This window comes from Nostoc sp., from assembly GCF_036919615.1.
In the GTDB taxonomy this organism is placed as follows: Bacteria; Cyanobacteriota; Cyanobacteriia; order Cyanobacteriales; family Nostocaceae; genus Nostoc.
Map to the genome: position 1 here is coordinate 1 of NZ_JBALCN010000050.1, position 20,785 is coordinate 20,785.

A 20,785-nucleotide genomic window follows, 5' to 3' on the forward strand; every position below is an offset into this window, starting at 1 on the left:
AGCTGGGGGAATTGCAGAAGCTGTTACTCGTATTCGTTCTCAGATTCCTTATCCCTTGACTATAGAGGTTGAGACGGAAACTTTAGAGCAGGTGATAGTTGAGATTCCGCCGATTGAACTTCAGGTTATTAAACATCGTTTGCACCAATTGACTTGTACAGCAATGCGGTACGAATACTCGTGCAAAATTGCCCGACTACGTAAACCTAAGTGGGTACGGAGTAAAAGTTGTTGCAATGGTAGCGCTGTTAAGTGGAGTGTACCGCAATAGTCAACGCATGGTGCAAAGCGCTTTGGCTGACTTGTTTGGCATTTCAATGTCATTGGGAACCGTAAACCCACTCCGAATTGAAGCAAGCGATGCTGTCGCAAATTGTGTGGATAAAGCAAAACTTGACGTCCAGCGCTCAAACGTAGTTGGAGCGGATGAAACAAGTTTTAACCAAGGTTATATCGACGGTGGCAATCCGAACAATTTTTGAAATATTAGACTTACTCTTTGATATTTCTGAAACAAAAGCTAATGATACATTTAATTATTGGGTATAAATCCTCAGAAAAGTCTTACCAGTATCTCAAATAGAAGAAGTAAAAGAAGACAGTCAAAAATATCAAGAGTTGCATCGAATGCTTGGTGAATATGAATTAATTGTGGTGGATAGCCCAGAGCAAGCTATTGCCTTGACCTGTAGACTATCAAAGGCAGAAAAAATACTATTTGGGAAAGAAAAAAATGCATACTCTAAAAAGCCAATTTATTGTGCTACCGAATAGTGAAGATATTGTTGATATATGTGTTGGGCAATTAGGTACAACAAGTGATATAGGTTTATTTAGAGGAACACGGTATAAATTCGATGCTGAACAAAAATTTATCAGTGATAAAGCTTATATCGGAGAAAATACAATTAATACACCATATAAGAAACCAAAGAACTCAGAGATTTCACAACTACATAAAGAAGAGAATAAACAATTATCGTCACGCAGAATTAGCGTTGAGCATATGATATGCCGAGTGAAAATATTTCGAGTAGCGAGCGAGAGATTTCGTTTATCTTGTCATCGCTATAGCCAGGTAATAATGGCAGTTTGTGGGCTTGTAAGATTGCGACTTAATTGCTCATATTTTTTATCTGTTAACATTTAAGTTTAACTGAGAAAAATAAAATTCTATTTTTCCTATCTTTACGCTCAGAACTGATGATTTAACTCGATTTATTCCCCAAAGTCTGATTCTTCCGTCCATTAAGTGCTGACGATCACACTTGCGCTAGAATCGTTAAAACCATTGTATACTAAGCATTTCGCGTTTGCGGATAAGTATAATTTATGGCAGCTTTTTCAGTCAAGAATCTTAATTCATAACTTCTGCCTCCTGCCTCCTTCACGCAATACTGCCTCGCTTTCTGGCTTCTTTGTAGGAAGTTCCCACATTTTTCAGACCAGCTTTAATCATTTGTTGTTCAAGGAGGGCAAAGAAACGTGCTTTATCGCCACCTTTTACCACTGCTTGATTATGCGCTTCTGCGATCGCTACAGGGTAGCCATATCCTTTTTGCACTTGTGCCAGCATTAGTCCCAATGCTTGGTCTAACATGGTTGCATTATCCGCTACCCATGCCGGAACTTCGATCCGGGCGATTTCGGTACCAACATGGACGTAGCAAAAGTAAATGGTTTGGTCTCCGTAGAGTTCAAGAATGGGGGAATTACTGCGCCACAGGGTACTGCGTTGTCCTGGTTTGAGTCGGGTTGCCCAAACAGAAGTATCTCGCAACTGTTCAAAAATTTTACAAGGTACTTTTTCTAGCTGATTTGGGCAATGACTTTTACAGTCTGGCACTGGATGAGGACAAGCCAACAACCGTAAAAAGTTTATTGTTTCAATGCTGCGAGAGGCGCTGAGATAGCCGATCAGGGGAATTTGAGCATCCCGCATCTGCTGCCAAGCTTTGAGGATCGGAGGTAAAATGCGATCGCGTGCATCCATCGGCAATTGTTCTAAAAACCAGTAAATTAAGGAACCATCTACCATCGCTAGTGCTGGCGCTTCTCCCTTCGTCGCACATGCAAGTTCTGCTAACACTGTTGTTTCTGATGCAGTGCGGCGAAAACTCATCCATTCCTCAGTTCTAATTCCCCACTGCCGAGACATATATAAATCTTCTGGGCGATAAAATACTTCTGGCAAACTATCAAGTAGCGGATGGCGATTTTGTCCGTAGTGCAAGACGACTCTACCAATATTTAGGAGATAACAGTAAGCAATTTCGTGATGGTTGGGGGCAATTTGTGAACCATCGGTAGCGATGACAGTATGAATTTTTGGAGGAACTGGGATGTCAATACAGGTTTCTAACGGCTCAATTGGCGTAGCATTAGCAAAGAGAATGCGATCGCGCCATTTTTCCTGGCGATCAATTAAATCTTGTTGACACTCGTAAGCATTTTTGAGATGTTGTTGCGCTAATTCTAAACGCTGGCGACTAGCAGCAGCTTCTAAGGTAAGATGCTGACTTAAACCCTGCATTTGTCGCGCCAGTTTTGTGAGGTCAAGCATAAAGGTAAGTGAAGATGGAAGAGTTATTATTTCACTGAAATGGAAGGACGGAAGCTTCTAATTTTTAATTATTAGACATCTCTGGAAAAGAATGTAGAGACGCGTTAGTGCAGCGGGGTGTTCGTGCAGCATCTCGTACAGAAGGCAGTCCAATTTCGCATCTTTACAACGATTCTGGATAACGCATATTTAATTTCATTAGATGTCTATTGTTATTTCCGTACATCTTTTAAATATTCTGCTTGGTTGATTTAAGTCTATTTGCGTGGATTTGGCCTATTAGCCCAGAACTTAAGTTCCGGGCGGGATATCAGTAAAGGCAACAATTTGACTGTTACAAATATCTTGACAATGACAAGCACTTTTTGGGTGAGAGATTATTGCAATATATTTAATATATTAAAGCCAAGCAGAGAAATCTTTTGCAAATTTAGACTGTGATAACAACTGAATTCGCCGATCATTTTGGGCCGTTTCCCGTTCTGCTTGAGTATTATAGCCCCAGTCTGCAAGGAAGAGTTTCACATTTTCAAGGTCTGCTTGCTGTTGGACTAACTGCAATGTCTTGAGTCTGTCTTCTACAAACCAGAGACTAACTGGCTTTTTATCTGCTGGTTGAATTAATTCTCGCAGAATTTCAAATTTGGGACGCTTGACTTCTTTACCAAAAATCGCTGATGCTGGTAAATTCACTCCTTCTTGTTGCAACAACTGCTGTACAAAACGCCCTTCTTTAGTTGTCACAATGTATAGCTTAATTTCACTGCCAAGAGTTAATTTTATTTTTTCTATTACACCAGGATAAAATCTATGCAGACTTAACCACCCATCTAAATCAGTAGTAATCCATTCATCTCGTTGCTTGTCTAGTTTCACGCCAATTTCTTTTGCTTGTAGCTTGTCATCTAATAAAAGTTGTGGGGCGATGCTTACCCATTCATGAAGAATCTTTTCATCAGAAATTCCATCTACCAACGCTTTGATTAAAACGGGCATTTCCCAACCTGTTTCAATTACAGGTCGCAGGCGATAGAATCTCAAAGCTAAATCATCTGGTGGTGTGTCGTTAGCAGGCAACCAAATATCACAGTAGGTGCGCCATGCAACCTCAAAATATTCAATTAGTCCGTCGCAAATCACTCCATCAAAGTCTAGGGCTAAAATCGTGGGACTACTTGTGGTCATTGTTTTGAGGATTAAAACTGCTGTTGTCAGCTTACCCGACAAATTCAAATTATGCAGTAATTTTTGTTAGTCTTTTATAGTTTATAACTTGCTCAAAAAGTATGGTGGCATTGTCCAATCTGATTAATACTAGTAGGTTAATGAGGATCTACAGCAGGTTTGTAATTAACTAAACGAACTTGATTTTGCTTGACTCCTACAGTGATTAGTGGTAAAAAACGCTTCACTAGACCATGAACGACTCGACTCTGAGAATCGTATTAGACATCTCCAGAAAAGATTTAGTTACCTTAAATTTACATCCAAATATCACGGAAATTAAGCCTCTCCTCGAAGCGGAGAGAGGTTTGGAGAGGGATCTTGATTGACTTATGCAGTGGTAAGGCACGGAAGTTAGCTGTAGGAGAAGCTGTAAAATCTTTGTAGCAATTGGTGCTAAGGGAAGCGAAGGAAATTCCGATATCAAAATGATGAAAGCGAATACCCGCAGCATTATTGAAGCATTGGGAAGAAAATATATGCCCTTTTACCCAAAGAAGTAAATTTATCAGAGCAAATATCTAACCTAAGACGTGTTCCTCTCTAATCTCTTCTCAAAGTCTCTCCAGAGAAAGAACTCTTTGTATCTTTAATTTTTTAGAATATTCATTGATGAAGCTACGCTACATTTCTCAATATCTGAAAAAGCCATGAGTGATAAGAATCAAGAAAATCAAATTAATCAACCAGTGAGTGAAGATACACATTTACGTGAAGAACCGAACGTCAATGAAAAAAACTTAACAGCGAATCCAGGAGATAGAATCGCTGATGAGTCTGAATCTGTTGAAGAAAAGGCTCAACAGGTGGCTGTGGATGACGTACCAGACATTACAGGCGACAAAATCACAGTCCCAACTTACTTCGTTGTAGATGAACCGGACGGTGAAAAGAAAGCACTCCACCACGTTAAAGATGCTGAAGAGATTTCTGACGTAATTCGGCAAGCGCGAGTTGACGAAAATGGAAATCGGATTTGGTAGTAGTCATTCATTTAAGATACACGGGGACAGAGGGATACTGAGAGTTGTTTCTTTGCCTCCCCGTATCTGTATTCTTTGGTCAAGTTAGTCTATATAATAATATAATCAAAATCTAGGAATACGCCCAGGATGGACGGTACATGGATAAGCGATTTTCTGTTCTTCAAGTCTGTTGAGATAAAAATGAGCACTGAATCTCAATGAAAGATGATTTTTTTTTAAATTATTTTTGAGAAACTTTTAATAGTTCACTTAATAACAGTAGGAACAATAAGGAAACTTCAATGATGTAATAGGCTTGTTGCAATTAGCACAGTTATTACGTAAGGATGTAGCATACAAGAAACAAAACTGCGATCGCAAAGACAACCAAATTTTTTTAGGCGTTGTTTCTGGGATCCAATAGTGGGCACAAAACTTGAGAACATTTGACCCTCCTATTGACACACCGCGAACATCGTAGTTTATCTGATTAATTTTGTGAGGTTCGTAGTGAACGATTTATCGCTTAATTTCAAGGACTAAGTCTTTACTACGAACTTATTCTGTATCTTCGTCAATTACTGCACTACGATCAAGGATTAGTAAGTTGCGAAGTTGGTCTGTATCCAGTTCAGTCAACCATTCTTCACCTGCACCTACAACTTGTTCAGCCAATTGTTTCTTACTTTCAATCATATCATGAATTTTTTCTTCTAAAGTACCAGTACAAACAAATTTATGTACTTGGACATTGCGGGTTTGACCAATCCGAAATACTCTATCTGTGGCTTGATTTTCTACGGCTGGATTCCACCATCTATCAAAGTGGAATACATGATTTGCTCGTGTTAAATTCAGTCCTACTCCACCCGCTTTCAGAGAAAGAATCATAATTGGGGGACCTTGAGGATCGTGTTGGAAACGGTCGATCATTTCCTCTCGTTGTTTTTTACTGGTGCTACCATATAAAAAGAATATTTCTCGTCCAAGCTGTTTTTCTAAAAAGGGTTTAAGTAATTTACCCCACTCAGCAAATTGTGTAAAGATTAGAGCGTGGTCGCCTTCTGCTAAAACTTCTTCTAACATTTCTTCTAGCCGCAGAAGTTTAGCTGAATTATGTTGCTCTAAAGTTGCCTGTTTCAAGTATTGTGCTGGGTGATTACAGATTTGTTTTAGTTTAATCAGTAAAGCCAAAATCATCCCCCGACGTTGCAATCCTTCAGCAGATTCAATCTCTGCTAAAGATTGTTCTACAACTTGTTGATAAAGTGCAGCTTGTTCGCTAGTCAGACCGCAAAATACGGTCATTTCTTGCTTATCTGGTAAATCTTGAATAATTTCGCGATCGCTTTTCAATCGCCGCAGTATAAATGGTTGAACTAATGAACGTAACTGAGTCAAAGAAGCCGTATCCCCATACTTTTCAATTGGCATGGCAAATCGACGCTGGAAAAATTGCTTATTGCCTAAATACCCAGGATTCAGAAAATCCAAAATAGACCATAGTTCTTGCAGTCTGTTTTCTACTGGTGTCCCCGTCAATGCAATCCGAAATGTAGCTGATAATTGCCGCACTGCTTTTGACTGCTTCGCCTCCGGATTTTTCACATTCTGGGCTTCATCTAAAACAATTATCTGCCAAGATACACTTTCCAATGACTTAATATCTCGATGAAGAAGTGAGTAGCTGGTAACAATTAGATCGTGATTTTTCACTGCTTCTAAAAACGCTTTACCTTTTGGGCGTTTGTCACCATGATATTGCAAAATTTTCAGGCTTGGTGCAAATTTATTGACTTCCCTTTCCCAGTTGCCTAAAACAGAAGTTGGACAAACTAGTAGGGTTGGATTTTCTAGCGCATCCTGTTCTTTGAGATGTAGCAAAAAAGCAATGAACTGAATAGTTTTACCGAGTCCCATATCGTCTGCGAGACACGCACCCAAGCCCCAACGTTCTAAGAAGGACAGCCAAGCTGCGCCTCGTTCTTGATAAGGTCGCAACTGTCCTTGAAAGCCTGTTGGTGTAGGCAAAGGTGCGATCGCCTGATTATTTGTTAGCGCCCCAATCAACTCTTGCAATGCCCCAGAAGCCTCAAAGCTAACCACTGGTAATTTTTCTATTACCTGGGTATCCCCTGTACTGAAACGCAAGGCATCTTCCAAGGAAAGTGCCATTTGGTCTTTGCGAGTGGTAAAAAAAGTTTGGGCTGTCTTGATGTCTTGGGGTCGTAATTCTACCCACTCGCCGTTAATTTCCACCAGTGGACTGTTTAAAGCCACAAGTTTATCAAACTCACCTTTGGAAATAGTCTGTCCACCAATAGCCAATTGCCATTGGAAATTTAGTAGACTCTGCAACCCTAAACGTCCCTGCTTTTTCTTTGGGGTTTCGGCAGTAATTTTTAAACCCAAACGGTTCGCCCATCCTTCGCGGTTTGCCAAACTGGCAGGCAAAATTACTCCCAAACCACTGTCTTCCAACCTCCAAGCTACAGCCTTGATAAACTCATAGGCTTGGATGGGGGTGAGACGACAAGATTGGGGATATTCGGTTTCAAAACTGGGTGCGATCGCTGGATATAATCGGGAAGCTAGCCCCAAGCCTCGCAAAAATGTTTCTTGTGGTTGCTCAATTGTCCGATTTTCATAAACCAATTGTTCAACTGGATTGTTCCAAATAGTTGCCGCATCCACCAAAAACTCAGGATGATCAGCCGCTTGCAGGAAATACGCCAATGTCCAATCTGTTTCGCCAAACTCTGGAGAACGCAATTGAAAACAGGTACGAAATAAAGTTTTAAGAGTTAATTGGTATTGTAGCGGCATAGTCCAAGCCTTCAGTGCCGCTTCCAGTCGTTCCACTTCAATTGCATCTGCATTGACTGTACTAGATGCACTAATTAAGGCTTGCAACCACTGTTGCACCGCAGATGGTAAAGATGCGTAGGCGCTGCCCGTCGTAGACATCGCTTTAGCTTCAATGGGAAGTTGAGAACCTACCATTTCTCGCACTTGGGCATCTATCGTACTGTTGAGAAATCCCAGCAATAATTCTTGAGGTTCGGACGGTAAGTCCACATAGAATAAGGATTGGGAAAACTCCTCCCCAGTCCCCAGTCCCTCCTGATAGGTGCGACAAACTAAAGGCATATCCGCAGAAAATTTTTCTAGGCGAGTTCCATCTACAGCACTATCTAGAAGTACTTGCCATTTAGCAGCAAACGTATCATCTGATTGTCGGTCAATTCTTGGTAAAAACTTACACCGCGAGATTAAATCTAAACTCCAGCGGGCAACTTGCGACCAAAAACGTAAATCTCCTCCTAAAAAGGCATCTTCCCCTTTAGCAGCATTTAGAGGAATAGCAGCGAGAAATTTTACCGCTTCGTTAGGGTTAAGACAAAAACCCTCAACTAGCCACGGTTGCAAATATTGCGGAGAGTCTGTGTCTAGTCCCAAGCTGGCAGAATGTACGGGGAAAATCGCAGATGTTCCCTCTGCACTGTCTTCGGGGATATAAGTTGGTAGGGCAATGATTTGCGAATACGTTGGTAAACTGATGTCATTGGTACTGGCGGATTTACGTGTTCGTCCAGTAGTCGCGATGGCTTTGCCCGTCGCAAGCATCGCAACTTGAGATTTTTGAATGAAGTTGGTAATCGGCATCTTCTGGGAAACCAACCACTCACTCAACTCGACTGATGTCATTGCCAAGGGATGTACTAGGATATCTCCAGATCCATTAGACTCAAAATTCCCTCGTGGCGATCGCCAAGTTTCTCCCCAAATAAATAAGCAACCATTTTGATTATTTAGTAACCAATTTCCGTGTAAAATTGCCATTTGCTAGCTACTCAGATTTTCGCAAAATTCCAGAATTCAAATTGCCAATATTCTACTTTTTAGATTTTATTCAAATATTTTTCCGGCAAATGTTGCATATAATAAATATTTCAGCAATCAATCTCTAGAAACATTATTAATTAATGGATTTCCCCTTTGCTCAAGTTTTAAAAAGCGGGATAATAGTTGAACTAGATTATATGCATCCTCAAGAACAGGAGGTTGTAAGAGCATTACTCAATGTTGTAATTGTTGAAGGTAGAACTTATCCCCAAAAGCAACCTCTATCTCAGGTAGAATTTTCAGCTTACTGGTTAAGTAAGGATGCCTTTGTTGTCAGAGCATCTGTTCAGGATGCTATACACAAGCCAAAAGAAATATTAGGGGCGTTTTATTTAAAACCAAATTTTCCCGGTCGATGTAGCCATATTTGCAACGCTGGTTTTATTGTACAAGCTGGGTTACGCGGTCAGGGGATCGGGCGGTTCATGGGAGAGGCTATGCTCTTGATAGCAGCAAACCTGGGCTACGAAGCAGTAATGTTCAATTTGGTCTTTGAAACTAATATACCTTCAATTACACTTTGGCAGTCGTTAGGATTTGAGATTATTGGGCGGATTCCGCGTGCAGCAAAGCTAGGTGATGAACAGGTGGTAGACGCGTTGATGATGTATCGCGCTTTGCATTGAACGACTTATTTATCTTTGTATGTACCAGAAGTCAGCCATAAGGCATAAATGTTAGGATTGCCACAGAAAGAGAATAGCGAAAGAGAAGGAAAAAAAACTGAATGACAGAAGTTGACAAGTCAATATCCTTCGATGGAAGGGATATTCGACTGAAAGTAGGCTTACTAGCTCCCCAGGCTGGTGGGTCGGTTTTGATAGAATCAGGGGATACATCCGTTTTAGTGACGGCTACGCGATCGCAAGCCAGAGAAGGCATTGATTTTCTTCCCCTCACAGTAGATTATGAAGAAAGGCTATATGCCGCTGGTAGGATTCCCGGAGGGATCATGCGCCGAGAAGGTCGCCCACCAGAAAAAACAATTCTCACCAGCCGTCTTATAGACCGTCCCATGCGTCCCCTGTTCCCCTCATGGCTACGGGATGACCTGCAAATTATTGCCTTAACGCTGTCGATGGACGAATTAGTGCCTCCCGATGTGCTAGCAGTTACAGGTGCTTCGATCGCTACTTTAATTGCCCAGATTCCTTTTAATGGGCCAATGGCAGCAGTGCGGGTTGGTTTGGTGGGAGATGATTTCATTATTAACCCCACCTATGCAGAAATTGAAGCTGGAGACTTGGATCTGGTAGTAGCAGGTTCACCGCATGGTGTGATCATGGTAGAGGCCGGAGCCAATCAGTTGCCAGAGCGAGATATTATTGAGGCGATTGACTTTGGTTACGAAGCAGTGCGGGACTTAATCAAAGCGCAGCAAGATTTATTAGCAGAACTGGGACTGCAACTGGTGCAAGAAGCACCACCAGAAGTAGACCAGACGCTAGAAAATTATATCCGCGATCGCGCTAGTAGCCAGATTAAGAAAATCCTGTCTCAATTTCATTTCACCAAACCCGAACGTGATGCAGCTTTAGATGTCGTCAAGGATGAAATTGCCACGACGATTACAGAACTGCCACAAGAAGACCCAATTCGAGTTGCCGCAACCGCAAATAGCAAGGCACTTGGTAACACTTTTAAAGATATTACCAAATACTTCATGCGGCGGCAAATCGTCGAAGATAACGTTCGTGTTGATGGCCGTAAACTCGATGAAGTGCGTCGTGTTTCTTGTTTAGTTGATGTTTTACCAAAGCGAGTCCACGGCAGCGGTTTATTTAACCGGGAATTAACTCAGGTATTATCCACCTGTACTCTGGGTACACCGGGGGATGCCCAAAACCTCAACGATGACATGCAGCTAGATCAACACAAACGTTATCTGCATCATTACAACTTCCCGCCTTTCTCTGTCGGGGAAACCAAGCCAATGCGGGCCCCAGGAAGGCGCGAAATTGGTCACGGCGCGTTAGCAGAGCGATCGCTCCTACCTGTGCTACCGTCAAAGGAACAATTTCCCTACGTGATTCGGATCGTATCGGAAGTACTTTCTTCCAACGGTTCCACCTCAATGGGTTCAGTCTGCGGTTCCACCCTCGCCTTGATGGATGCTGGCGTGCCAATTCTCAAACCCGTCAGTGGCGCAGCAATGGGTCTGATTAAGGATGGGGACGAAGTGCGAATCCTGACCGATATTCAGGGCATTGAAGACTTTTTGGGCGACATGGACTTCAAAGTTGCTGGGACGGATACCGGAATTACCGCCTTGCAAATGGATATGAAAATCTCCGGTTTGTCGTTGGACGTTATTTCCCAAGCCGTCCACCAAGCCAAATCAGCCCGGTTGCACATTCTGGAGAAAATGCTCGCCTGCATTGACGTGCCCCGGACTGAAACCTCACCCTATGCCCCACGTCTGTTAACAATCAAGATTGATTCAGACATGATTGGTCTGGTCATCGGGCCTGGAGGCAAGACTATTAAGGGAATTACAGAGGAAACAGGTGCTAAAATTGACATCGAGGATGATGGCACTGTGACAATTTCTGCTGTAGATGAGAACAAGGCCAAGAGAGCCAAAAACATCATCCAAGGCATGACCCGCAAGCTGCACGAAGGGGATGTCTATGCAGGACGCATCACTCGGATTATACCGATAGGTGCATTTGTGGAATTTCTGCCTGGAAAAGAAGGGATGATCCACATCTCACAACTTGCTGACTACCGCGTTGGCAAAGTTGAGGATGAAGTAGCAGTAGGCGATGAAGTGATTATCAAAGTGCGCGAAATTGATAACAAAGGTCGGATTAATCTCACGCGCTTGGGTATCCACCCAGATCAAGCAACAGCAGCACGGGAAGCTGCGGCGGTGAATCGGTAACTCGATTTGGGATTTTAGATAAGATAAAATCTAAAATCCGCGATGCCTACTGTGAAGGCATCGCCGTATGCTTCTCTAATTAGTTGCCGAACTGCTCTAGATAAACTTACCCCGCTTTATGCAGCGGTTGCAGTCGGGTTTGACTTTCCATAACCATTTCCCCTAACGGGGATGGAAACAAATAGTATGGTTCCGTATATTAAAGAGATAAACCAGACTTTCTATAACCACTTCTCCTAATGGGGATATCATCTGAAACTCAGTTAAAACAACTAATTCAACGCTAATTCATTATTTATATTATTCTGGCAACCCGTAGTTAAAGTATTTAAAAATACATTCTTTGTCTATTTACAAATTGAGCAAATTGCCCGATCATGGCGACACAGAAAAAATGTGATCAAAAACACTTTTTCTTGTAATCAGTCATAATTTATGTAATTTGTGCAATTAGTCTCCTGTCAAAAATATCATGGCTTTAGTTTCAACGATAAATAAACTGACATCGACTCAAGTCCCCACACTGAATGATTGCAGTTCACAAAGCCTGCTCAACTACTTTCAAAATTCTTGGGAGCTTGAAGAAACACTCATGAAAAGTTTGGTCAGGGAAGAAACTTTTTATTTTAACCCTGATCCTTTAAGAAACCGTCTAATTTTTTATCTTGGTCACTCAGCTGTTTTTTTCATCAACAAGTTAATTAGAGTTGGTTTAATCAAAGCTGGAATTAATTCCCAATATGAAATCCTATTTGAAATCGGAGTTAATCCAGAAACACCGACAGAACTCAACGCAGCGATGCAAGGAGTTAGCTGGCCTGATGTAGAAAAAGTTTGGCAATATCGAGAGAAGGCACGAGAAGCTATTACAAAGGTGATTCAAAATACTTCCCTGGCTCTCCCGATTCATCAACAGCATCCCTTCTGGGCTTTGCTGATGGGAATAGAACATAGTCGCATTCACTTTGAAACCTCTTCGATGCTGGTGCGTCAATTGCCTACTGATTGCCTAGAACGTCCCCAAGGCTGGAATTATGCACCTAGCAAGGGGAACATTCCTAAGAATGAAATGCGCCGGGTTCTAGGTGGTGTGGTGAAATTAGGAAAACCCAAGGATGATCTTACCTATGGTTGGGATAGCGAATATGGCGATCGCACTGTTAAAGTAAAACCGTTTTTAGCTAGTCAATATCTAATCACTAACGGAGAATATCTGAAATTTGTTCAAGCTGGTGGTTACAATAATCCAGACTACTGGAGTGCTGAATCTTGGGATTGGAAGCAACTCTACAATGTCCAACATCCCAAATTCTGGATACCCTTCCAGGATGGCTACCGCTATCGAGCCACATTCGACGAGATAGACTTACCCCTAGACTGGCCTGTGGAAGTCAATTACTACGAAGCGATCGCATTTTGTCGCTCTCAAGGTTCAGAAATCCGCTTGATGAGTGAAGCCGAATGGAATCAAGCTTTACTTACCTGTAAGGATAACCACTTATCAACTAACTCTAATCTCAACTTACAATTCATTTCCCCCAGCCCAGTGGGAATGTTCAAACCAGCTAATAGCGCTTGTGGGCTTTATGATCTTAGAGGAAACGTCTGGGAATGGTTGGGGGACACTTTCAACGCCCTACCAGGATTTGAACCTCATCCGCTTTACGAAGATCAAGCAGCACCCTTCTTTAATGATAAACATCAGATGATGCTCGGCGGTTCTTGGGCTACTAATGGTTCAATGACATTACCAACCTATCGCAACTGGTTTCGTCCCTACTTTTATCAACACGCCGGTTTTAGAATTGCCCAAGATTTGAAAGTGTAGAAAGGCACAAAAAGACTCAGTGAATGAACTGAATACATTGAATATTGAATATAGCTAGTGCAAAATAAACTATAGTTTTGATGAATCCACAATCAACAAAGAAAACTGCACTTAAACGCTTGGGTTAACGCTTGATCCTCCCTAACCTTCCTCAAAAAGGAGGGAATTAAGTCCCTCTCATCAGGTAGGTTTTTCAGATTAGACCAATTTTTGGGGTTTTAGAACCAAAATGATCGTCTGAAACCTTAAAACTACGTTCAATAATTGGAAATGTTCTCAATTATTTCTCGGAAACCTAAATACCTACCCTTGAAAGGAATTAAGCCCCCTTTTTAAGGGGGGTTGGGGGGATCTTCCTGGGCAAAATATCACAGGACTTACGCAATAACTCTCTGAAACTCTTATTCCTTTGTGTCCTTCTCTACGAGATGCTACGCGAATGCGTCCTTCTCTACGAGACGCTGCGCGAATGCGGTTCGTTCTATCATGATTTTGCGTAAGTCCTGTATCACTACACTTTTTTTAATCTAAATTTTCCCAGCCTGTGTGCCGCGCTAACAAGAGCGCAAGCTCGATAACCAAGCTTTCTTGGAGTAGCCACGACTTTAGTCCTTTGACTCTTCTTTTTGCTTAAGCTTTTTTCAACCAGCTAAACATAGAGCGTAAATCTTTGCCAACTTCCTCAATTTTGTGTTCAGCTTCATTGCGACGCAAAGCGGTAAATCCTGGTTTACCAGCTTGGTTTTCCAGAACAAATTCTCGTGCAAATTGTCCAGATTGAATTTCGCTGAGAATCTTCTGCATTTCAGCTTTGGTTTGTTCGGTGACAATCCGCGGGCCACGGGTATAATCGCCATATTCAGCTGTGTTAGAAATGCTGTCGCGCATTTTGGCTAAACCGCCTTCTACAACCAAGTCAACAATCAGCTTGACTTCATGGAGACATTCAAAATAAGCCAATTCTGGTTGATAACCAGCTTCTACCAAAGTTTCAAATCCGGCTTTGATTAAAGCACTCAAACCACCGCACAATACTGCTTGTTCGCCAAATAAATCAGTTTCGGTTTCTTCGCGGAAAGTAGTTTCGAGAACACCAGCGCGGCTACCACCGATACCTTTAGCGTATGCCATCGTGCGATCGCGTGCCTGACCACTGGCATCTTGATAAACTGCAAATAGCGCTGGTACACCTTCACCCTGTTCATAAGTCCGCCTGACTATATGCCCTGGCCCTTTGGGTGCTATCATCACCACATCTACGTTAGCTGGTGGTACAATTTGCCCAAAGTGAATATTGAAACCGTGGGCAAAAGCTAACACATTCCCTTCTTCTAAATTGGGTTCAATCTCGTTTTTGTAAATCGTTTTTTGGACTTCATCAGGTAACAAAATCATGATGAAGTCAGCAGCATTGGCAGCATCTGCAACATTCTTCACAGTTAACCCCGCTGCTTCAGCTTTTTCTACTGACTTACTACCCGGATATAATCCCACAATCACATTCAAACCACTATCTTTGAGATTGAGAGCGTGGGCATGACCTTGCGAACCATAGCCGATAATAGCAATAGTTTTTCCAGCCAAAAGGTCTAAATTGGCATCTTCGTCATAATACATCCGGGCCATAGAAGCATCTCCTGTCAGCAAGCGTCGTCATTAATTTACAGGCTTTTGATTGTACCCCAAATTGAGTACTACAGATGAACTATGAACCATTAACAATTCGTAATTACGTTACGGATGGGGATTTACTTTACCAAACTCAGCACTCTTGATCTCTGTTACATAAATCGCAACAATACAGGTTTTGAGTTTTACGTGAGCAATACTGGGGTTAACTTCATCCATCTAGGGGTAGATTATGTACACTTCGAGTAAATTACCGCACACATCTGCTTTATTTGTAAGTGTGTTATTAGGAGGGGTGATTTTCACCAGTTGTGCCTCTTCCCATCAGTCAGCAAATCAGGCTTTACCTCCAATTGCAGCTGATGGCAGGGCAAATCAAGCAACTGCACCTGCTAATGAAAGTAGTATTTCCCAAAAGGCGGAAGCTGCACCAATAGCCCGTTCTCGTCCCCAACTGATTAAAAAGGCAGCAATCTCTTTGACTGTCAACTCTGTAGATGAGACTATTGATGCCGTTTCGCAAATTATCAATAAACAGCAAGGGGATTTGATCGGGTTGAAACAACAACAACCCAAAAACGACAACCCGCGTTACACAGCAACAATACAATTGCGGATACCAGAAAATCTGCTGGAACCGACTTTAGAACAACTAGCTAAATTGGGCACTGTTGAGAGTCGCAATATCACTGCGGAAGATGTGGGCGATCGCCTGGTGGATTTTCAAGCTAGATTAACTAATTTACAGAAAACTGAAGCCAATTTGCAAAAAATTATGGATCGGGCAGGTTCTGTTAGAGATGTGCTTAGTGTTGCCCAAGAACTGAGTAATGTCCGAGAAACCATAGAACAAATTGATGCCCAACTAAAAAGCCTACAAAATCAAGTTGCTTATTCCACTATTACGCTGAACCTAGAAGCAGCAGTTTCTAGCACCAGTCCCCAACCTGCCTTTGGTTTGCAAGTTCAGGAAACTTGGAACAACTCCACCCACTCTTTGAGTGCATTTTCCGTTGGCTTACTCAAGCTGGGTATTTGGTTAATTGTTTACAGTCCCTATTTGTTAATTTTTGTTGCTCTTGTCTATGGTTTTAGTCGTTGGCGGCGAACTCATTCACCACGTTTGACACAAATACCAGAGTCAACTACTTCTGAGTGAGCTTACATAAATAATACATCTACCTTTGATAAATTTACATAAGTAAAAATTAATTTAAATATTGCCAAATCTTATTATTTGAGTCTCCATATTGAAAAGTTCTGTTTATTCTGTCGTTTTGATTACTTTAATCTTCAATCAAATGTAAAAAACAATACAAAATGTATGATGACAATTTTGATACAAATTTGTTAAGAATAGTTACAATAGTCGGAACACAGGATAATATTTATTATGGTAAATTCACTTGACAATAATCCACCTCATCAAGTAGTTATTGTTGGCGGTGGTTTTGGTGGACTGTATGCGGCAAAAACACTCGCCAAGGCAGCAGTAAACGTTACTCTGATTGATAAACGTAACTTTCATCTATTTCAACCCCTCCTATACCAAGTTGCTACGGGTGCTTTGTCTCCTGCTGATATTTCTTCACCGTTGCGTTCTGTACTCAGCAAGAGCAAGAATACGAAAGTGCTGCTAGGAGAGGTGAATAATATTGATCCAGAAACACAAAAAGTGATCGTGGGCGACGAAGCAATAGCTTACGATACGTTAATTGTCGCTACAGGTGCGAAGCATTCCTACTTTGGCAAAGATAACTGGGAAGAATTCGCCCCAGGCTTGAAAACCGTAGAAGATGCCATAGAAATGCGTAGCCGGATTTTTACTGCGTTTGAAGCCGCAGAAAAAGAAACTGATCCAGAAAAACGGCGTGCTTGGTTAACCTTTGTAATTGTTGGTGGTGGCCCAACTGGTGTAGAATTGGCTGGCGCGATCGCAGAATTAGCAAATCAAACTCTCACAGAAGATTTCCGCAGCATCGACACATCGGAAGCTAAAATTTTGCTATTAGAAGGTTTGGATCGGATTCTGCCACCCTTTGCACCAGAGTTATCACAAGAAGCGGAAGCATCCTTGACGCGGTTGGGGGTGATTGTCCAGACAAAAACACTGGTAACGAATATTGAAAATGATATTGTTACCCTCAAACAAGGCGATGAAGTTAAAGAAATTGCCTCAAAAACAGTATTATGGGCAGCAGGTGTGAAAGCTTCAGCAATGGGAAAAGTACTAGCAGAACGCACAGATGCCGAATGCGATCGCGTTGGACGCGTTATTGTCGAACCTGACTTAAGTATTAAGGGACATCCGAATATTTTTGTAATTGGCGACTTAGCAAATTTTTCTCATCAAAATGGTAAACCCCTACCTGGTGTTGCACCTGTAGCAAAGCAACAAGGTGAGTATGTAGCAGCGCTAGTCCAAAAGCGGCTTGTAGGTAACAATTTGCCACCCTTTGCTTATACCGATCATGGTAGTTTGGCAATGATTGGGCACAATTCTGCTGTGGTCGATTTGGGCTTTATCAAGCTGAAAGGTTTTGTTGCATGGCTGTTTTGGCTATTGATTCACATCTACTTTTTAATTGAATTTAACAACAAATTAGTAGTAATGATTCAGTGGGCATGGAACTATTTCACCCGTAATCGTGGAGCAAGATTGATTACAGGACAAGAATCCTCACCCACTCACGAATTGGCGATCGCAACAGTTATTACACATCAGAAAATAATAAACAGCCGATAAATATCTAGTCGATTATGGGACATTGGGCATTGGGTTTAGTAGTTTCCCTTATCCCCTTGTCTCCCCACTCCTAGCAACACAACAAAGTTATCTATCGCCCTTATAAATTAGCAGTAAGCTGTTTGAGGGCGTTTTTCATATTTACCTATGGCAACTATTAACGACAACTACCTGAAGCTGAAAGCGGGTTATCTGTTTCCAGAAATTGCTCGGCGGGTGAATGCCTTTGCTGAAGCGAATCCTGATGCTAAGGTGATCCGGCTGGGCATTGGTGATGTTACCGAACCTCTGCCGGAGGCTTGCCGCACAGCTATGATTAAAGCTGTGGAAGAAATGGGCGATCGCAATACCTTCAAAGGCTACGGCCCAGAGCAAGGTTATGCTTGGTTACGAGAAAAAATTGCAGATCAAGATTTCCAAGCGCGGGGAGCCGAAATTGATGCTTCGGAAATCTTTATCTCTGATGGTTCCAAGTGCGACACAGGCAATATTCTGGAAATCTTTGGTCATGACAATATAATTGCCGTTACTGACCCCGTTTACCCTGTGTATGTAGACACTAACGTTATGGTGGGAAATACTGGGGATGCCAACGATAAAGGTGAATTTGAGGGCTTAGTTTATCTGCCGATTACTGCTGAAAACAACTTCACTGCCGAAATTCCCTCAAAGAAAGTCGATTTAATTTATCTCTGCTTTCCCAATAACCCAACTGGCGCAACTGCTACCAAAGAATATCTCAAAGCATGGGTAGACTATGCCAAAGCTAATAACTCGATTATTTTCTTTGATGCAGCTTACGAAGCTTATATTACCGATCCATCAATTCCCCACTCAATTTATGAAATTGAAGGTGCAAGAGAAGTTGCGCTCGAGTTTCGGTCTTTTTCTAAGAACGCAGGTTTTACAGGAACCCGTTGTGCGTTAACTGTTGTACCAAAGACACTGACAGGAAAAGCCGCCGATGGTTCCGATGTGGAACTATGGAAACTGTGGAATCGTCGCCAGTCCACCAAATTTAATGGCGTATCTTACATCGTCCAACGGGGAGCCGAAGCGGTTTACTCCGAAGAAGGACAGGCACAAATCAAGGGGTTGGTGAGTTTCTATCTAGAAAACGCCAAAATTATCCGTGAGAAACTCACAGCTGCTGGATTATCAGTTTATGGTGGCGTGAATGCACCTTACGTCTGGGTGAAAACGCCTAATAGTTTATCCAGTTGGGAATTCTTTGATAAGCTGCTGCAAACTGTCAACGTTGTCGGAACACCTGGTTCTGGCTTCGGTGCTGCGGGTGAAGGTTACTTCCGCATTTCGGCGTTTAACAGTCGGGAGAATGTCGAAGAGGCGATGAAGCGGATTACCGAGAAGTTTAAGGTGTAAGGCGATCGCTTTTGTTAAACTCAATCTATTAGTCTAAAGGTTACGGTGGGCTGTATTCTCCACCGCAACCTGATAAATTTTGAATTTTGAAAGGAAAAAGTTAGAAAAATACCGAGTTAAATAGTTTTTTATTTATGTTTGCAACGATTACACTTATAATTTTACGTACTTTTTTGTACTTTGCTATACTAAAAATTGTGTATTTTGTCGAAAGACGATAAATGTAAATAGGCTTTCTTGAATACTACTACAATTGTTGATAGTCAGGTAAACGGAAATTATGATCGTGCAATTGCAAAAACTATAAATTTTTCAAAAAATATAAAGAATTTTTTGTTCCAAGTTAACTGATAATCAATACTTTATGCACAAACATATTAAATAAAGGTTTGATCCCAGGAGAGATAAAATGCGATCGCCTTCACGTCGTGGTTGTCAACTTAGCATTTTGGGCAAGTTTGGCAGAATTAGTTTCTTCCTCTGAATACATAGCAAATAACTCACTAAAAACCTCTTCCCCATTAATCTCTCCACTACTAACAAATCGTTCTACCTCAACCGAACCATCCTCAAAAAATTCCGCTTCCCATCGTTCTCCAGCCTACCGCCACATTTACCATAATCGTTTCATCCCAATGATGAGCTAGAGTGTAACTAATTTTCTCTTGTTCCAATTGATTTAGAAAAGTAATTAGTTTGCCAAATCCATGATTCTTCATTTGTCAAATCTCTTATTGCTACCCTACAAGCAATAAACTATTTATTGTAGTCTACTATGGGTAATTCTTAACTATAATTACGATAAAATACTTATTCTTCTACTTTCCAATCCTCAAGCTGTAACCCTTCCACACGGGTAAAATCATCTACATTATGAGTTACTAAAATCAGATTATTTGCCAAAGCAATCGCCGCAATTTGCAAATCATAAGGCCCAATAGGAGTTCCCAAGTTAGCCAGGTGAGAGCGGATATCGCCAAATATTTCTGCTGCAATATCATCAAACGGCAAAGAAGTAAATCTACTTAAAAATCCTTTTTGTAAAGTTAGATTACGATCTGGATTATTACTTCTTTTTGCCCCATAAAATAATTCAGCTTTAACAGTAGAACAAACAACAATATCTAAATCTGAGTGATTTTCTAGTCTGCGCCGTAAATTCAGATTTCTACCATTAAGATAAATAATACAAGCATTGGTATCTAACAGATAAATCATTCTATCAGTTCTCGTTGTTCATACTCTCCTTGAGGATGTCTCATGATTGGATCATCTGCTAAACAGCCATAAGTCTTATCAATAAATTCATGCCATTCTAATTGCTTTAATTCTTCCTGTTGTGAAGAAGCAGTTTGTTTTTTTATAGGTTTCAGTGTAACCGTAACTTCAAATTCAGTTTCTTTCATTTCTACAGGGATATCTAAATGTAACATTCCATCGTTACTTACATAAGAATGTATTTTGATACTTTGCATACTCTAACTTCATCGTATTTGATTAAATATAGCATCTCAGTCTTTGGTCTTAAAGTCTGATAAGCTGTTCCACATTTAACTTGCTACAACAGCATTACCTTTATTTTTGACTTGACGCTGCCATTTAATAATTAATTCACCTTGATTGAGCAGTCGGTCTAACAAATTCTTTAATTGCTCAA

General features: G+C 41.4%; 15 protein-coding genes and 3 pseudogenes. 11 read left to right on the forward strand and 7 right to left on the reverse strand.

Annotated features, from left to right (window positions below; genetic code table 11):
- The 3 genes and pseudogenes from V7K48_RS16170 to V7K48_RS16180 all read left to right on the forward strand — a co-directional run.
- Positions 1-271, forward strand: a pseudogene (locus tag V7K48_RS16170) (hypothetical protein); the annotation flags it as partial.
- A 7-nt stretch (positions 272-278) separates the two neighbouring features.
- Positions 279-482, forward strand: coding sequence for a hypothetical protein (locus tag V7K48_RS16175; protein ID WP_442949444.1), 204 nt, complete (start codon positions 279-281; stop codon positions 480-482).
- Positions 483-703: 221 nt separating this feature from the next.
- Positions 704-1,150: pseudogene (locus V7K48_RS16180) on the forward strand (transposase family protein); the annotation flags it as partial.
- A gap of 237 nt (positions 1,151-1,387) precedes the next feature.
- Here the strand turns inward: V7K48_RS16180 and V7K48_RS16185 are convergent.
- On the reverse strand, positions 1,388-2,563 hold the full coding sequence (locus V7K48_RS16185; protein ID WP_335074107.1) for a DNA double-strand break repair nuclease NurA: 1,176 nt from the start codon (positions 2,561-2,563) through the stop codon (positions 1,388-1,390).
- A gap of 399 nt (positions 2,564-2,962) precedes the next feature.
- A complete protein-coding gene (locus V7K48_RS16190; protein ID WP_335074109.1) occupies positions 2,963-3,748 on the reverse strand; it encodes an HAD family hydrolase in 786 nt (261 codons plus the stop codon).
- Between the two features lie 425 nt (positions 3,749-4,173).
- Here V7K48_RS16190 and V7K48_RS35040 point away from each other — a divergent pair.
- Both V7K48_RS35040 and V7K48_RS16195 read left to right on the forward strand, forming a co-directional pair.
- A pseudogene (locus V7K48_RS35040) lies at positions 4,174-4,290 on the forward strand (metal ABC transporter substrate-binding protein); the annotation flags it as partial.
- A 147-nt stretch (positions 4,291-4,437) separates the two neighbouring features.
- A complete protein-coding gene (locus tag V7K48_RS16195; protein WP_335074110.1) occupies positions 4,438-4,770 on the forward strand; it encodes a hypothetical protein in 333 nt (110 codons plus the stop codon).
- Positions 4,771-5,310: 540 nt separating this feature from the next.
- Here V7K48_RS16195 and V7K48_RS16200 read toward each other — a convergent pair.
- Complete coding sequence (locus V7K48_RS16200; protein ID WP_335074112.1) at positions 5,311-8,595, reverse strand: DEAD/DEAH box helicase; 3,285 nt, start codon at positions 8,593-8,595, stop codon at positions 5,311-5,313.
- A 143-nt stretch (positions 8,596-8,738) separates the two neighbouring features.
- On the opposite strand from V7K48_RS16200, the gene V7K48_RS16205 reads away from it, so the two are divergent.
- The 3 genes from V7K48_RS16205 (at position 8,739) to ovoA (ending at position 13,370) form a co-directional block, all read left to right on the forward strand.
- Positions 8,739-9,284 carry a GNAT family N-acetyltransferase gene (locus V7K48_RS16205; protein ID WP_335074114.1) on the forward strand — a complete coding sequence of 182 codons (546 nt, stop codon included), beginning with the start codon at positions 8,739-8,741 and terminating at the stop codon, positions 9,282-9,284.
- A 101-nt stretch (positions 9,285-9,385) separates the two neighbouring features.
- Entirely contained in the window at positions 9,386-11,542 is a 2,157-nt protein-coding gene (locus tag V7K48_RS16210; RefSeq protein ID WP_335074117.1) for a polyribonucleotide nucleotidyltransferase, read from the forward strand.
- Positions 11,543-12,014: 472 nt separating this feature from the next.
- Entirely contained in the window at positions 12,015-13,370 is a 1,356-nt protein-coding gene (gene ovoA, locus V7K48_RS16215) for a 5-histidylcysteine sulfoxide synthase (protein WP_335074119.1), read from the forward strand.
- Between the two features lie 630 nt (positions 13,371-14,000).
- Here the strand turns inward: ovoA and ilvC are convergent.
- The gene (gene ilvC, locus V7K48_RS16220; protein WP_335074133.1) at positions 14,001-15,014 is read right to left on the reverse strand and encodes a ketol-acid reductoisomerase; all 1,014 of its coding nucleotides are present in this window, start codon (positions 15,012-15,014) and stop codon (positions 14,001-14,003) included.
- Between the two features lie 217 nt (positions 15,015-15,231).
- Here ilvC and V7K48_RS16225 point away from each other — a divergent pair, with 217 nt between their 5' ends.
- The 3 genes from V7K48_RS16225 to V7K48_RS16235 all read left to right on the forward strand — a co-directional run bounded on the left by V7K48_RS16225 (position 15,232) and on the right by V7K48_RS16235 (position 19,128).
- Positions 15,232-16,158 carry a DUF4349 domain-containing protein gene (locus V7K48_RS16225; protein ID WP_335074121.1) on the forward strand — a complete coding sequence of 309 codons (927 nt, stop codon included), beginning with the start codon at positions 15,232-15,234 and terminating at the stop codon, positions 16,156-16,158.
- Positions 16,159-16,392: 234 nt separating this feature from the next.
- A complete protein-coding gene (locus V7K48_RS16230) occupies positions 16,393-17,745 on the forward strand; it encodes an NAD(P)/FAD-dependent oxidoreductase (protein ID WP_335074123.1) in 1,353 nt (450 codons plus the stop codon).
- A 147-nt stretch (positions 17,746-17,892) separates the two neighbouring features.
- Entirely contained in the window at positions 17,893-19,128 is a 1,236-nt protein-coding gene (locus V7K48_RS16235; protein WP_335074125.1) for an LL-diaminopimelate aminotransferase, read from the forward strand.
- Positions 19,129-19,697: 569 nt separating this feature from the next.
- On the opposite strand, the gene V7K48_RS16240 is transcribed toward V7K48_RS16235, so the two are convergent.
- The 3 genes from V7K48_RS16240 to V7K48_RS16250 form a co-directional block, all read right to left on the reverse strand.
- Positions 19,698-19,847 carry a hypothetical protein gene (locus tag V7K48_RS16240; RefSeq protein WP_335074127.1) on the reverse strand — a complete coding sequence of 50 codons (150 nt, stop codon included), beginning with the start codon at positions 19,845-19,847 and terminating at the stop codon, positions 19,698-19,700.
- Between the two features lie 91 nt (positions 19,848-19,938).
- A complete protein-coding gene (gene vapC, locus V7K48_RS16245) occupies positions 19,939-20,346 on the reverse strand; it encodes a type II toxin-antitoxin system tRNA(fMet)-specific endonuclease VapC (RefSeq protein WP_335074129.1) in 408 nt (135 codons plus the stop codon).
- The gene (locus tag V7K48_RS16250; RefSeq protein ID WP_335074131.1) at positions 20,343-20,603 is read right to left on the reverse strand and encodes a hypothetical protein; all 261 of its coding nucleotides are present in this window, start codon (positions 20,601-20,603) and stop codon (positions 20,343-20,345) included. Before V7K48_RS16250 ends, vapC begins: the two co-directional genes overlap by 4 nt.
- Positions 20,604-20,785: the final 182 nt, after the last annotated feature.